This is a genomic window from Acinetobacter portensis (assembly GCF_009372215.1).
Classification (GTDB): Bacteria; Pseudomonadota; Gammaproteobacteria; order Pseudomonadales; family Moraxellaceae; genus Acinetobacter; species Acinetobacter portensis.
In genome coordinates, this window is record NZ_LWRV01000049.1 from 52,952 (window position 1) to 67,797 (window position 14,846).

General features: G+C 36.6%; 14 protein-coding genes and 1 pseudogene. All 15 read right to left on the reverse strand.

The features are described 5' to 3' along the window. Positions 1-21: 21 nt before the first annotated feature. The 15 genes and pseudogenes from A6M14_RS05310 to A6M14_RS05380 all read right to left on the reverse strand — a co-directional run bounded on the left by A6M14_RS05310 (position 22) and on the right by A6M14_RS05380 (position 14,687). Complete coding sequence (locus A6M14_RS05310; RefSeq protein WP_152873965.1) at positions 22-693, reverse strand: NeuD/PglB/VioB family sugar acetyltransferase; 672 nt, start codon at positions 691-693, stop codon at positions 22-24. Then, positions 686-1,294 (reverse strand): sugar transferase, encoded by a 609-nt coding sequence (locus A6M14_RS05315; RefSeq protein WP_152873966.1) that lies wholly within the window; start codon positions 1,292-1,294, stop codon positions 686-688. Before A6M14_RS05315 ends, A6M14_RS05310 begins: the two co-directional genes overlap by 8 nt. Further along, a complete protein-coding gene (locus A6M14_RS05320; protein WP_152873967.1) occupies positions 1,291-2,433 on the reverse strand; it encodes a glycosyltransferase family 4 protein in 1,143 nt (380 codons plus the stop codon). Before A6M14_RS05320 ends, A6M14_RS05315 begins: the two co-directional genes overlap by 4 nt. Continuing rightward, positions 2,430-3,524 carry a glycosyltransferase gene (locus A6M14_RS05325; RefSeq protein ID WP_152873968.1) on the reverse strand — a complete coding sequence of 365 codons (1,095 nt, stop codon included), beginning with the start codon at positions 3,522-3,524 and terminating at the stop codon, positions 2,430-2,432. Before A6M14_RS05325 ends, A6M14_RS05320 begins: the two co-directional genes overlap by 4 nt. Continuing rightward, complete coding sequence (locus tag A6M14_RS05330) at positions 3,521-4,651, reverse strand: glycosyltransferase (protein ID WP_152873969.1); 1,131 nt, start codon at positions 4,649-4,651, stop codon at positions 3,521-3,523. Before A6M14_RS05330 ends, A6M14_RS05325 begins: the two co-directional genes overlap by 4 nt. 23 nt (positions 4,652-4,674) lie before the next feature. After that, complete coding sequence (locus A6M14_RS05335; protein ID WP_152873970.1) at positions 4,675-5,220, reverse strand: acyltransferase; 546 nt, start codon at positions 5,218-5,220, stop codon at positions 4,675-4,677. Between the two features lie 160 nt (positions 5,221-5,380). Further along, positions 5,381-5,992 (reverse strand): acyltransferase, encoded by a 612-nt coding sequence (locus tag A6M14_RS14360; protein ID WP_338325164.1) that lies wholly within the window; start codon positions 5,990-5,992, stop codon positions 5,381-5,383. Next, positions 5,989-7,164, reverse strand: a complete 1,176-nt coding sequence (locus A6M14_RS05345) for an oligosaccharide flippase family protein (RefSeq protein ID WP_152873972.1) — start codon at positions 7,162-7,164, stop codon at positions 5,989-5,991. Before A6M14_RS05345 ends, A6M14_RS14360 begins: the two co-directional genes overlap by 4 nt. Beyond that, complete coding sequence (locus A6M14_RS05350; RefSeq protein WP_152873973.1) at positions 7,161-8,186, reverse strand: NAD-dependent epimerase/dehydratase family protein; 1,026 nt, start codon at positions 8,184-8,186, stop codon at positions 7,161-7,163. The genes A6M14_RS05345 and A6M14_RS05350 overlap by 4 nt, the downstream gene beginning before the upstream one ends. 23 nt (positions 8,187-8,209) lie before the next feature. Beyond that, positions 8,210-9,487: a Vi polysaccharide biosynthesis UDP-N-acetylglucosamine C-6 dehydrogenase TviB gene (gene tviB / locus A6M14_RS05355; protein WP_152873974.1), complete on the reverse strand. Its 1,278-nt coding sequence runs from the start codon at positions 9,485-9,487 to the stop codon at positions 8,210-8,212. 173 nt (positions 9,488-9,660) lie between these two features. Further along, complete coding sequence (gene dapB / locus A6M14_RS05360) at positions 9,661-10,476, reverse strand: 4-hydroxy-tetrahydrodipicolinate reductase (RefSeq protein WP_152873975.1); 816 nt, start codon at positions 10,474-10,476, stop codon at positions 9,661-9,663. Between the two features lie 295 nt (positions 10,477-10,771). After that, positions 10,772-11,875, reverse strand: a complete 1,104-nt coding sequence (locus A6M14_RS05365; protein WP_152873976.1) for a GmrSD restriction endonuclease domain-containing protein — start codon at positions 11,873-11,875, stop codon at positions 10,772-10,774. Next, positions 11,865-12,868, reverse strand: a pseudogene (locus A6M14_RS05370) (adenine-specific methyltransferase EcoRI family protein). Before A6M14_RS05370 ends, A6M14_RS05365 begins: the two are co-directional and overlap by 11 nt. A 226-nt stretch (positions 12,869-13,094) precedes the next feature. Further along, positions 13,095-14,204, reverse strand: coding sequence for a molecular chaperone DnaJ (dnaJ, locus tag A6M14_RS05375; protein WP_152873977.1), 1,110 nt, complete (start codon positions 14,202-14,204; stop codon positions 13,095-13,097). A gap of 105 nt (positions 14,205-14,309) precedes the next feature. Further along, positions 14,310-14,687: a hypothetical protein gene (locus tag A6M14_RS05380; RefSeq protein WP_152873978.1), complete on the reverse strand. Its 378-nt coding sequence runs from the start codon at positions 14,685-14,687 to the stop codon at positions 14,310-14,312. Positions 14,688-14,846: the final 159 nt, after the last annotated feature.

A 14,846-nucleotide genomic window follows, 5' to 3' on the forward strand; every position in this document is an offset into this window, starting at 1 on the left:
GGATTTTTCCTAGTTTGAAATTTATTTCGGCTCGATAATTCGAGCTGGATTACCCACAACAGTCACACCTGCAGGTACGCTTTTAGTCACAACAGCACCCATACCCACAATAGCACCTTTGCCAATCACTAAAGGGCGATCTGGAGTGCCTTGTTTAATCACGGCGCCTGCACCTATATAAGCATGATCTTCAATATGAATATTGCCGTTACATTTTACGTCTGGTGCAAACGTAACGAAATCACCAATAACACAATCATGTTCAACATAACTGTATAAATTGGCATGGAAACATTTTCCAATTTTAATATTTGAGGTAATGCTCACAAAGGGACTAATGGCACAACCTTCTGCTATTTGAGCATCATCCATTAGAACAACATTATCTGCATATACTGACCATAGTGAAATATGATCTTGCACTAATTGATTTGCCAATTTTTCACGAACTTGACTATTGGCAATGGCAATGAGTACGGATTTTTGTGATACATCTTCTTGTAAAAATTGTGTATAGTTCATTGCTCGATGGCCATTCACCATTGCAATTTCAGTCAGTGCATCATCAATAAATACAATTTCTGATGTCTGATTTTCTGAAACATCTTGTTCACGTGACAGTTGTTGACGTGCTACGGGCATCAAGCTACGCCCGCATCCTGAGACACCATAAACCGCATATAGCTTAGTCATTTTTATGTTCCACAGTGCCCGTGAATTTTGTCATGGTGACTTCACCTTCGGCACTAATATCATCTTTTGCGAGTACTTTTTTGACTGTTTTTAGCATAATTTTAAAATCAAGCCAAAGTGACTGATGTTCAACATACCATGTATCTAGCTCAAATTTCTTTTCCCAAGAAATAGTATTGCGTCCATTTACTTGCGCATAGCCTGTAATGCCGGGACGCACGTTATGACGTTTGGCTTGCTCTTCATTATATAAAGGCAAATATTCCACGAGTAAAGGACGTGGCCCAACTATACTCATGTCGCCTTTAATCACGTTCCAAAGTTCAGGCATTTCATCCAAACTTGTTGCACGAAGCATTTTCCCAAATGGCGTTAATCTTTCGCTATCAGGCAATGGATTACCCGATGCGTCAACGGCATCTTTCATGGTTCTAAACTTAATCATTTCGAAAGGTTTACCATGCAAACCCGGACGCACTTGACGAAATAGTACAGGCGAACCTAAGTTCTTTTTCACCTTGCGAGCAACAATAAAATACACAGGTGACAATAAAATCAATGCGCTTGATGCAATCAAAATATCGAATAATCGTTTGATCATGGCAACATTCCCATCTCTGTCATCATATGTTTATTCACTTGATGTACATCATATTTGTTTAATGCAATTTCACGTGAACGCTGTCCCATATAGCGAATGAGTTTAGGGTCTTCAATGAAATACTGCATGGTTTGAACCAAGTCATCTACCGATTTTACCGCAACCAAATAACCATTTTGTCCATTGATGACCGTTTCACGACAACCCGGTGCATCTGTTGTAATAATGGCACGTCCCATTGCCATTGCTTCCAATACAGTACGTGGCGTACCTTCTCTGTAAGATGGCAAAACATAAATCGAACTTGCTTGAATTGCAGGACGTACATCACTGAGTTTACCCCAATAATTCACGGTTTTATCTGCCACCCAAGCATCTAATTCTGCCTGAGAAATCGCAGATGGATTGTCGTCAATCCAACCCACCAAGTGGAATTCAGCTTCAGGATTTTTTTCTTTCACGATACCTGCAGCTTGTGCATATTCACGTACGCCTTTATCACCCAACAAACGTGCAATCAGTAAAAATGATGCCTTTGCTTCACCTTCGTTATTTTCAGGTAATGGCATGACATCAAAATCTTGAACATTTACACCTGAGCCATTCACCACAACCGCAGGTTTTTTCGCATCGAGTAAATGCATATCTCGAAATAGTTTCAAATCGTCAGGATTTTGGAAAAATACTTTATTGGCATGTTTTAAAGCTTGCGCATACAAACCGTGTACTAATTTCTGGAAGATGCTTCGTTTGCCCGATTCTACATTTTGAAAGGCATAACCCAAACCTGTAATAAGCGCGAATTTGTTCGGAACACCTGCAATCCAAGCGGCTAAAGTGCCATAAATGACAGGCTTAATCGTATAAGACAACACGTAATCAGGCTGAATTTGACGCATCAATGCAACCAAAGCCAATAAGGTTTTCAAGTCCTGAATAGGGTTTGTTCCTGTACGTTGCATAGGTACAGAATGAACGTGATAGCCCAAATTTTGTAATTGATTTAATTCATCTGAAAATTCATTTAAATCTGGTGCGCAAATATGAATTTCAAAGCCCTTAGTATGAATAGCTTCCAATAATTTGCCACGGAAATTCAATACAGATGGCAGAAAACTGCTGATCATTAAAAACTTCATCTGTGTTGTCTCCACATTGCCAAATATTGTTGGCTCACACGTTCAATACCAAAATTTTGTTCTACGCGTAAACGTGTCGAGTGTTTTAATTGTTGCTTATCTTCAATAGATGAATTTACATAAGCCAAAATCGCCTGTGCCAAAGCCTCAGCATTGCGCGGTGGAACAATCCAACCATATTCATTCACAATATATTTTGCATCACCAACATCTGTACTGATACAAGGCAAACCTGAAGCCATTGCTTCAACTAAAACATTCGGAAAACCTTCTGTAATTGATGTCATTAAAAAGGCATCAATTGACCGATAAAACTCAGGCATATCTGGTACTTGATCGAGCAATTGAACTTGCTTTTCATCTAAGTTGTACTGTTCAAAATACTGTTTGATTTCGGGGTTTTCTAAATTTGCCCCTGCACCTGCAATTTTAAAAATAATCGGCTGATCTTTTAGTTTTGCAATCGTTTCAAATAAATATAAATAGCCTTTCGCAGGGTGATAACGCCCTGCAAAACCAATCACAATAGGCTCATGAATTTTTAGATTAGGCTGATATTTTTCTAGTACCACACCATTGGCAATCACAGTTGAATTGTTATTTTTAAAACCAAATTTTTGATGCTGTTCTAAAGACGAATGCGCACAATAAATAATACCTTCGGGCTTTTTCGACAAAAACTTACTGAATGCCAAAGCCACTTTAGTGCTGATCGATTCATCTTTTGGAGATGCTAATGAATGATGAATTCCCCAAAATATTTGAGGTTTATTCTTCATCTTTAATGTCGCAAGAGAAGTCAACACATTGCCGTGATACATCCAACATTGCACGGTTTGAGGTGCTAATGTTTCTAGTAATTCTCGCAATTTACGCAGTACCGAAAAGCTATTTAAACCATTCCAACCCAAAGCATAGTGAGATGAACACATTGCCAAAGCATCTGCATAAACTTCAGATGTTTTCATTAAAGAGATAATGATATGTTCACATTCTTGCTGTGTTTGCTGAATAAGGCGTGACAACATCATTTCTGCACCGCCCACGCCTGCAAAATTGGTAATCACATGAACAAATTTTTGCTTGTTCAAGATGAACGCTCCATCATCTTCAAATAGCTTTTAAGCACATTTTTCTTGTGAAATTGACTGCAATGTTGTTCAAACTCAGCATCACTATAATCCACATAATCTTCAAATAAAGCCTTTTTCATAGCAGATGTCATCGCAGTTTCATCATTACATTCGACCAATAAGCCAAACTTAGAGTTCACTAAAATTTCCATTGGACCACTTGGGCAATTTGTACTCACCACTTTAATTTTTGATGCCAATGCTTGAATTAAAACACCCGGCAAACCTTCCCAATTTGAGCTTAAAACAAAAAGATCTGCATACTTAAAATAAGCATAAGGATTTGGATCGAATCCTGCTAAATCAACCATATCTACCAAGTTTAAATCTTGAATTAATTGTTCAAGTTCAGCTCGTAACTCACCCTCACCTAAAATAAGCAATCGAGTTTCAGAATGTGCTTGATGTAGTTTTGCAAATGATTGAATAAGAAAACTAAAGTTTTTCGCTTCAGTTAAACGACCAACTGCCATCACCACTTTCGTGTTTGCTTGATTGTCTGCTTCGAAAAAGCGATGTGATGTCGGTGCTTTTAATTTTTCAAAATAAGCATCATCAATAACAGGGTTATAAATAGTGATGAGATTTTGTTTTTTATAGCTGTAATATTCACGAAAATCTTCTTGCACACCGTTCGACACACAAACAATTTGATCTGCCATTGGATACGTAAAATTGACTAAGCTTTTTAAGATGAATTTCGACAATCCTTCATTTTTCATATTTTTTGAAGGTGTAGATACTTCACGAAAAATCATCTTGGTTTTTACACCTGCTAATTTTTTAGCAAAGGCGCAAATAATATTGGTATGGGTTTGAGTCGCAACGACACAATCATATTGCTGTTTTTTTAGCTGATTTATTAATGGAAATATGGCATTTGCAACACGTCCACAATCAAAATTGATCAGCTGAATTTTAGAGTTCACTTCAGGCAGTAACTTACCCTTTTCACCATGAATATTACAGACAGCTAAATCAATGTTTAAGCCTTGTTCAACAAAACTGTTGGCAAGTTGAATGACCGTACGCTCTGCCCCACCACCACCAAGCGTTGGTAAAAAGAACATCACTTTATTCAGCATAAAAAGACCTAAAATTTGGGAGATTAAGATTGTTTTTGATTTTGCAGTTCAATGGCACGTTGCACTCGCTCTACATAGCCTTGAACATTAGCTAAGTCTGTATCATTTGCACATGTGGCTTTAATTTTGGCTTGGTAATCTTCAAAGCTAGAAACGACCTTAGCAGGCACACCAATAGCAACAGAATTGTCTGGAATGTCTTTTGTAACGACTGAACCTGCGCCAATCACCACATCAGAACCAATCGTTACACCCGGCATAATGATGCTATTCACACCGATAAATACACGAGAACCAACTGTAATTGGGGCAAATTTTTGATAGCGTTTTCCATGTTCATCTTTGACTAAACACGTACTGCCATCATGCGTGATAAATTTCACACCCGATGTGACTGTGACATCATCGCCAATACTGACCAGAAAAGGCTCTGAACCCCAACTCTTAATGTAGATGCGACAATTATTACCCACATTCACCCCTTTTTTTCTTGCATAAGCAACGCTGCCTTTAGCAAGAAAATAAGCCAAATCAAAAATATGACATAAAATAGCTTTTATAAACTTCATGACAAAAACCTTTGATTTATGGATGGAAAAATAAGAAATTGAAGCTAACTTATTTGTTTAGAATTACGCTATTTTAACTGAAAATGCATCTTTCAGATACGATCTAAACATGGATGAATACACTGTTCAGTAGATTGAGAATCGACTTATTCTTTTAGTTTTATGATAACTCTTTTGGTTTCATCGTTAATTTTTTCGTAGGTGTTCCCACATAAACGCCCGCTTCTGTAATATTTTTACTCACTAGCGAACATGCACCTACCACCACATTATCTGTGATTGTTACACCATCTAATACTGTAACTCGTGCACCGAACCAATTATTTTGACCGATCTCAATGCCTTCTTTGGTAATTGCATCTTTAAATAAAATATCAGGATCATCAAACTTATGGTTGCTAGCAATCATAATACTTTGTGTGCCAATACGCGTGTTATCACCAATTTTTAGCCCACCACAACCATTTAAAAATGATTTTGAATTGATGCTGACATCACATCCAATTTCAACTTTTCCACCAAAGCATTTGATATAGCAAGATTCACCAATAAAGCTATTATCTCCAATAATCAGCGATGCACCATTTTCAACAATTAGCGTAACATCATCACCAATATAGACGTTTTTACCAATGTGAACGTGTCCCGAAATATCAAGTTTTGTACGTTTTCCAAAGTATTTAAACTGCGTACCGAATGCCATGTTATATAAGCTTTTTCGGCATGCTACAGAAAACCAATTGAGTACTTTTAAGCATTTAAAAAAGATCACTTTGGGTTTCTCCATACCACATACAAAATGGCAAAATTATAGAAAATTAAGGATGCAGGCACAGCCAACAACATATACATTTTATTTTCTATCAACATATATAATGCTGCAAATAATGCAAATTTTATAATAAGTTCAATAATTTGTAATTTAAACAATTGCTGACTATTACGTTTTGCAATCAAATATGCCGAACTTGGCGGATTACAAAATACAGCCCAATATCCCAAGGCTAAAATTTGGAAATATAATGATATACCCACCCAATGCTGTCCAAAAATCATGAGATATAAAGATTCAGGCAACACAAAGAAAAGTGCAAAAAATGGCAGTGAAATCACACTTAAAAATACGCTACTTTTTAATGCTTCACGCGGTGAATTTGCATGTTTAAATTTGCGAATGAAGAACTGGCGAATAGTTTGCGACATTAAATTAATGGGTACACGCAACGTCCGTTCAACAATGGAATAAAAACCAACGGCTTGATAACCAATAAAATGTGACACGACATAATAAGGTAAATTATGTGAAAAGCTGTTTAATAATGCATGCGGTGTATTGGAAAAAATGAAATCTTTATAGTTTTTATAACTGCTCCAACTCACTTGATATAAGCCGTGAATCACAATATAAAACAGCACTGTACATAGCATAATGACTGAACTGACAGCATAGCTATTTACTAAGCTGATGCTCATCATCAACGGTAAACCAAGCTGTACAACGACCACAATTAAACTACGATAAATATTTAAAGTGGCACAAAAAAATTCTGCTTCATGGGCAAATTTATAATTATATAAACTTTGCAAAACTGTATTGGCTAACACACCAAAACAGATGGCTAAAATCATTGAAAAATCAAAAAAGAAACTTAAAACAACTGCCGATAACAGACTGAAAATAAAAGAAAAAACTGAGCCTTCAAAAATCAAGCTTTTCTGATCAGCATCATCTGCAACAAGTTGTGCTTGGTCTAACCGTAAATTGGCAATGGTTGAAAGTACACTGACTATTGCAAGTGCTACACCATATTGACCAAAGTCATGTACAGAATATAGGCGCGTTAAAAAAGGAAGTGCGATAAATGTAATTATCGCACCAACTAATAAACTGGATGTAATTAATCCAATTGACTGATATTTTGAAACAAGCGTTCGAATGCTCATGTCAGATTTTTAACGTACCACTGCATCGCAAGTTGAATACCTTCATCAATTTTGAATTTCGGGTCATAAGCTAAATAATTTTGGATTTTCGCAATACTCGCTTGAGAATGGCGTACATCCCCTGCTCGGAAATCACGATAAACCGCATCTTTATGATAATTCACTGAATTTTCAGCCAATGCAACTTTAATTGCATTAAACAAATCATTCAAAGTTGTGCGGTTACCAACAGCCACGTTATACACTTGATTTTTCGCATCATCATTTGTCGTGGTTGCTGCCAAAATATTGGCTTGAACGGTATTGTTGATGAAGCAGAAATCTCGACTTGTTTCGCCATCACCATTAATGAAAACATCATCGCCTGCAATCATAGAAGCAGTCCATTTTGGAATCACCGCAGCATATGCACCATTTGGATCTTGGCGTTGACCGAATACATTAAAGTAGCGTAAGCCAATGGTTTTAAAACCATATGTGCGTGCAAATACATCTGCATAAAGCTCGTTGACGTATTTGGTTACAGCATATGGAGATAGCGGATTACCAATATGTTCTTCTACTTTTGGCAATGCAGGATGATCGCCATAAGTTGAGCTACTTGCTGCATAAGTAAAGCTTGAAACGCCTGCATCACGTGCAGCAGTCAACATATTTAAGAAACCGCTAATATTGGTTTCATTGGTTGCAATTGGGTCTGCAATTGAGCGAGGAACAGAACCTAAAGCAGCTTCATGTAGAACATAATCCACACCTGCGCATGCTTTTTGGCAATCTTCAAATTTACGAATATCACCTTCTTGGAAAGTGAAATTTGCCCATTGCTCGGCAGAAACCAAACTTTGAACTTCGTCTAAATTGTGCTGATGACCTGTTGCAAAGTTATCTAAACCCACCACTTTTTGGTTGAGTTTCAATAAAGTTTCTAAGAGATTTGAACCAATGAAACCTGCAACACCCGTCACTAACCAGATTTTTGGTGTTTGTTTTAATTGGTCACAAACAACATCAAATTGGTTCATTTTTAAATTCCTAATTCTTTCAATTACAGACGAATATCTGATTCTGTTTGTGGCAATACATATTTCAAATCATATAAAACATGATTTTCTTTACCTAAAGCACGAATTTTTTCGGCACCTAAAGCCACAAATTGCTCATGTGCAACTGCTAAAATAACAGCATCATACACACCATTTTGTAGTTCTTGAGTGGTGCGAATACCGTATTCATGTTCAGCTTCGTCTGCATCAACCCAAGGATCATAAATATTCACATCGATATGATATTCTTGAAGTTCTTTTACAATATCAATAATCTTCGTATTACGAATATCTGGGCAGTTTTCTTTAAAACTCAAACCAAGTACTAAAACTTTCGCACCTTCAACCTGAATTTTTTTCTTAATCATGCTCTTCACGAGTTGAGTCACGACATAAGCACCCATCGCGTCATTTAAACGACGACCTGCCAAGATAATTTCAGGATGATAACCAATTGCTTGTGCTTTATAAGTTAAATAGTACGGGTCTACACCAATACAGTGACCACCGACTAAACCCGGACGGAAAGGAAGGAAGTTCCATTTTGTGCCCGCAGCTTTTAACACGGACTCTGTATCGATGCCCATTTTATTGAAGATGAGTGCAAGTTCATTAATCAGGGCAATATTCACATCACGCTGTGTGTTTTCAATCACTTTTGCAGCTTCAGCAACTTTAATGCTTTCTGCTTTGTGCGTGCCTGCTTCGATCACCAATTTATAAACTTGATCAACAAATTCAGCCACTTCAGGCGTAGAGCCAGATGTTACTTTTAGAATATTGCTTACGCGATGCAGTTTATCGCCCGGATTAATACGTTCTGGGCTATAACCTGCGTAGAAATCTTGGTTGAATGTTAAACCTGATACTTTTTCTAATACAGGAATACATACTTCTTCTGTAGCACCCGGATATACCGTAGATTCGTACACCACGATATCACCTGCATTTAACACCTGACCAATGCTTGTTGAAGCTTTTACAAGCGGTGTTAAATCGGGTTGTTTGAATTCATCAATAGGGGTTGGAACCGTAACAATAAAAAAGTTACAGCTTTTTAAATCTTCTAAATTTGCGGTATAACTTAATTGAGTTGCTTGTGCTAACTCTTCAGGTGACACTTCTAATGTATGGTCATGTCCTGATTTTAATTCATCAATTCGTTTTTGATGGATATCAAAACCTACAACGGGCACTTTCTTGCCGAACTCAACGGCCAAAGGAAGACCAACATAACCCAATCCAATAATTGCGATTTTTAGTTCAGCGAGTTGCAACATTACAGAGCCTTATCGTGTTGTGCATATAATAAAAAAGAGCCGTTTTATAGGCTCTATGTATTATAACAGAAATCAGAATTTTCCCGTTATTAAAAGCTTTTGTAAAATTGTGATCAATAAGATAAATATCCGATTAATCACGTTCCTTTTACAAAGCCTATTTGGTTTTAAACTTAAATATCATTAAGACCTAATACATCTTTCATGTCATATTTACGCGCTTCACGACCTACAACCCAAGCTGCTGCACGTACTGCACCCGATGCAAAGTTCATACGGTTGGTTGCTTTGTGCGTAATTTCAACACGTTCACCATCTGCAATAAACATTGCTGTGTGTTCACCTACAATGTCACCACCACGAATAGTTTGGAAGCCAATGCTTTGTCGTTCACGTGGCCCTGTATGTCCTTCACGGCAGTACACAGCATCTTCTTTTAAGTCACGACCTAAAGTGTCTGCAATTGCTTCGCCCCACATTAAAGCTGTGCCTGATGGTGCATCCACTTTATGGCGGTGATGTGCTTCAATAATTTCAATATCAACGGTATCGCCAAATACTTTTGAAGCAAGTTCTAATAGTTTGATTGATACGTTTACACCCACTGAATAGTTTGCAGCGTAAACTACGGGTGTTTCTGTTGATGTTTCTTCTAAATATGCTTTTTGTTCATCATTCATACCTGTGGTACCAATGACAATGGCAACGCCTGCTTCACGGCAAAGTTTAAGATGGTTTGCTGTTGCAACAGGTGCTGTAAAGTCGATGACCACATCGCAGTCTTTGAGTACTTCTTCTAGGCTTCCAACAACTTTTACGCCAACTGCTCCAATGCCTGCAAGTTCGCCTGCGTCTGAACCAATCAAACTGCTTTCAGGGCGTTCTACGGCTGCTGCAAGTTGGTAACCTGCTTGTTGAACGGCTTGAATTAGAATGCGTCCCATACGACCGCCTGCACCTAATACACCAATGCGTGGAGCTGCTGACATATCATTTCCCTAAATTTGATTCTAAATTGTTCTTACTATATCAAATGTGGAGATGAACTCTAAGATGCTGACTATAAAAATGTGTGCTATTTGAAATTTGTTTTGCTGATAATTTTTTATTTTTACTTATTAAATTCGTGGAACAGTGATTATTTAATAGGCGTGGAACGTGAAGAATCAACAAAAAAGCCCAATCGGTGAGGATCGGGCTTTTTGATATACAATAAAACTTTGATTTATATAAAATAAAAAATAGCATTTCGTATAAGGTGTATTATGTTAATTTTAGGAAAACTTAAGAGCTAGATTTAGTTCTATTACATGGCATACACAACATATGTAAATTATCATCTGTTGTTTTACCACCTCGTGACCAAGGAATAATATGATCTCCTTCCATCTTTTCTTGATCAAAATGCTCCTTACAGCTAAAACATACTCCTTTTTGTTTTTGATATGCTTTTTGTTTTTGCTTATCAGTAAAGGCTCGTAGAGATAAGTACTTCTCCTGCCCAGTTAGTAGATATTGATATATTCCCTTTTTGCTTTCTACTTCATCATCAATTAAATTTACAATTTTTTGCTCTAATTCATTTTGGTTAAGAACCTGATCTTTATAACTATTATATAATTCCCCCCAAGGTAAACCTAGCATTAATTTTTTACGTTTATTTGGAAAAGTTGCTCCAACCCATGTGATGACAGATTGAAAGTATTGCCATAGAGCTAATGCATTTGGATCATTCTGATGAACAGCCATATAGCTTTCAATATTACCGTTATATCTGACTAGATCTGCTTTAGAAATCCAAGATAGAGCTGTTTCTAAAAAATCTTGGCGAATAGGAGAACCTGTAAGATAGTCTGAACCTATTGCATATGCTGGACATCCAGTTTTACTGAAATACTTCTTAGCATCAGATACCCATGATCCACTATATACTGCATTTCTTAGCTCTTGTTTAAATAACGGCTTACCAGCAATGTTAATGGTTTCAAACCATTTTAATTTTTCACTATCAGATCCAGTACAAACATAGACCATCAGTTTATAGTCTAAGATTGCATCCTGTTCATCCTTAGTCAAATTATGAAAGTAGCGCATTTCATATGCAAAATCACTTTTTACATATTGGCAGATAGAAATAGTACGTTGTTGACCATCAATAATTTCATACGTCCCATTATCACGAGTAGCCCAATACATTACATTTAATGGAAAGCCTTGTTTAACTGTATGAATAACAGCATTTCGCTCTTTTTCACCATAAACAAATTCACGTTGATATGGAGGGCGTACATCAAGCTCACCATGATAAGCTGTAACCCCATTTTCAGCATTATCCTGATAGTTATCAGTTAGATCTCTAACACTAATTTCCTTTAACTCAATTTTCATTCTTAGACTCCTGGAGTAACCGATTTTTAATTAAAATACGGGCATATACTTCTTTTGAATTAATAGAAAATCTTCTTCCATAATTTGGATTGTCTTCCACGTATCTATCAATTCCGATTAATTCAAATTGCTTTGGATTATATTTATCTAAGAATGTAATCGGAACACCCATTACACCATAAAAATCTACAGGAATATCAACAACTTTATTTACATTGATAGCATTATAGTTATCGTATTTAGGATAGTCTTGTTCATTGTACAAACGGTATAAAATTAATTCTTCATGTCGTTTAGCATGTTCAAGATTCGTGAACCAACAAATATTCCCAAGACTTCGCCATTTTTGCCCAGTTTCATCTTGCCAAAATCTTGTTTCTCTTGCTTCATAATGATCAGGAACCTTAAACTTCATGTCACCACTTTTATGACCGAGCCATAACTTATTATCTCGAATAAGTGAAAAAACTTCTTTATAAGTAATGGCATTCTGACTGCCAACAACTAAGAATGATTTTTCATGCTCAATTAATTGAGCTAGATATTCTCGAAATAACGAAAACGGTGGATTAGTTACAACAATGTCAGCCTCTCTAAGCAACTCAATACATTCATTTGAACGAAAGTCACCATCGCCTTTTAATGGCTGTACATTAATTTCACCAATATCAGGAATACCATTCCCATCTTTATCACCTGTGTAGGTGAGACAAATGGCTTGTTCACTATCATTTTGACTAAATAAATCTGTTTCACGACTCTTATAGCAGGTGGCAATTAATTTTTTTAATCCTAAATGTTCAAAATTATAAGAAAAAAAACGGAAAAATTACTTACAAAAGGATCGTCACAATTGCAATACACTGTTTTATTTCGAAAATGTTCTTTATAGTGTTTTAACTCATTTTCAATATCTGTAAGTTGAGTATAAAACTCATCTTCTTTTGCTTTACTAGCTCTATGCAAGTTAGAGTTTTTTCCTGTTTTACTCACTATAACAACCTTTTATAAATCCAATATATAAATCAAAAAATTTTGAATTTTATAAGTATAGATCATCTCAATACAATTGATTAATTATCTCTAAGAATTTTCCTTATAAAAATTATTTAACATAAAATCTCTTATGCGAAACCTAATTTAGCATCCAATTCTATATTTATACCATTTTCTAAGAATAAAAAAGGACGCCTCAGCGTCCTTTTTCAATTCATCTTAATTAATCAAACAAACCAAAGAAAGACTTTTTCTTAGGAGAAGATTTATTGTCATCTCCATCCATAGAAGCTTGAAGCTCTTCCAATAACTCACGTTGACGTGAAGTTAAATTCACAGGTGTTTCAACCACAATGCGGCAAAGTAAATCACCCGTCATACTCGTACGTACAGGTTTTACCCCCTTACCACGTAAACGGAATAATTTACCAGTTTGCGTACCTTCAGGCACTTTCAAACTTACACGACCTTCAAGTGTAGGAATTTCAATTTCTTTACCCAAAGCGGCATCGGCAATTGAAACTGGCACATCCATATAAAGATCTGCACCATCGCGTTGGAAAATAGCATGTTCGCGTACTTGTACTTCAACGTACAAATCACCTGATTGACCATCACGAATCGCTTCACCTTTACCAGATAAACGAACGCGATCGCCATTATCTACACCCGCAGGAATAGTCACTTCAAGTGTTTGTTGACGGTCTGCTACGCCAGAACCATGACAAGACTTACATGGGTTCTTAATGGTTTTACCTTGACCGCGACATGTACTACATGTTTGCTGAACAGAGAAGAAACCTTGTTGCATGCGTACTTGACCAGCACCATGACAGGTTTTACACGTTTCAACATCTTTCGGATCTTTAGCGCCCTTGCCGTCACATGATTCACATGGTGCAGGAGCAGTAAATGTAATGGTCTTTTTAACGCCTTTAACTGCTTCTTCTAGCGTAAGATCCATAACATAACGTAAGTCGGAACCACGGCGCGCACGTTGTTGCTGACGACCACCGCCACCAAATGCTCCACCGAAAATATCACCAAACTGACTGAAAATATCTTCCGCACTGAAACCACCGTGACCACCGCCACCGCCCATACCACCCTCAAAGGCTTGATGCCCCATACGGTCGTACATACTACGTTTTTCGCCATCAGATAAAATTTCATAAGCTTCGGCAGCTTCTTTAAATTTATCTTCAGCTTCAGGGTTATCTGGGTTTCTATCTGGATGATATTTCATCGCCAACTTACGGTAGGCTTTCTTAATTTCATCATCACTAGCAGTTTTAGATACGCCTAAAACCTCATAATAATCACGTTTAGCCATGTCAGGCGATGCTCCTCACGGAATTTTATTAATACTTAACTGTGGTCTGAATTGGGGGTCAAACCAAATTTTACAAGAGGAAGTTTGAAAAAAATTACATCTAATTTAGAAAACGGCTTTATTTTTGAAAAACTTAGAAAGACCTTTCAACCATGCATTGAGTAAAAATAGAAATGCAACAATGGCAAAAACCACACCAATGACGGTACAAGCAGTTACCCACATGTAGGTATCCCAATAATAGAAATACAATGGAATAAACCAAACAGAGGCAAATAAAGAAAGGAATATATAAATAACGATGTTACGCATTATCCAAAAAGAATGTGTTTGCAACCAAACTTCTAGGTCTGCGATAACTGACACTTTACGGGCAAACAAATAGGCAAATAGACCAAATACAATTGTAAATAAAGTGAGAAACATAAACACATATGAAATCGTAATATATCGACGACTCTTCGTTATGCTATCCTTTGCCATGTTGGTTATTACCCCATTCTATACATATTTTGTTTTGTAATTTTTAGCAAAATTATGTATTAAATATCCTAAAAATATTAAGGCACTACTATAGTTAATTTTACAATTTTTATCACCTTATATTGACAGAAAATTATGTAGGGTCTGTTGACATTTCAA

Coding starts and splice junctions, on each gene's coding strand:
- dnaJ (WP_152873977.1), bottom strand. CDS start 14,204: ATGGCTAAACGTGATTATTATGAGGTTTTAGGCGTATCTAAAACTGCT.
- A6M14_RS05310 (WP_152873965.1), bottom strand. CDS start 693: ATGACTAAGCTATATGCGGTTTATGGTGTCTCAGGATGCGGGCGTAGC.
- A6M14_RS05320 (WP_152873967.1), bottom strand. CDS start 2,433: ATGAAGTTTTTAATGATCAGCAGTTTTCTGCCATCTGTATTGAATTTC.
- A6M14_RS05315 (WP_152873966.1), bottom strand. CDS start 1,294: ATGATCAAACGATTATTCGATATTTTGATTGCATCAAGCGCATTGATT.
- tviB (WP_152873974.1), bottom strand. CDS start 9,487: ATGTTGCAACTCGCTGAACTAAAAATCGCAATTATTGGATTGGGTTAT.
- A6M14_RS05365 (WP_152873976.1), bottom strand. CDS start 11,875: ATGAAAATTGAGTTAAAGGAAATTAGTGTTAGAGATCTAACTGATAAC.
- A6M14_RS05335 (WP_152873970.1), bottom strand. CDS start 5,220: ATGAAGTTTATAAAAGCTATTTTATGTCATATTTTTGATTTGGCTTAT.
- A6M14_RS05330 (WP_152873969.1), bottom strand. CDS start 4,651: ATGCTGAATAAAGTGATGTTCTTTTTACCAACGCTTGGTGGTGGTGGG.
- A6M14_RS05350 (WP_152873973.1), bottom strand. CDS start 8,186: ATGAACCAATTTGATGTTGTTTGTGACCAATTAAAACAAACACCAAAA.
- dapB (WP_152873975.1), bottom strand. CDS start 10,476: ATGTCAGCAGCTCCACGCATTGGTGTATTAGGTGCAGGCGGTCGTATG.
- A6M14_RS05345 (WP_152873972.1), bottom strand. CDS start 7,164: ATGAGCATTCGAACGCTTGTTTCAAAATATCAGTCAATTGGATTAATT.
- A6M14_RS05380 (WP_152873978.1), bottom strand. CDS start 14,687: ATGGCAAAGGATAGCATAACGAAGAGTCGTCGATATATTACGATTTCA.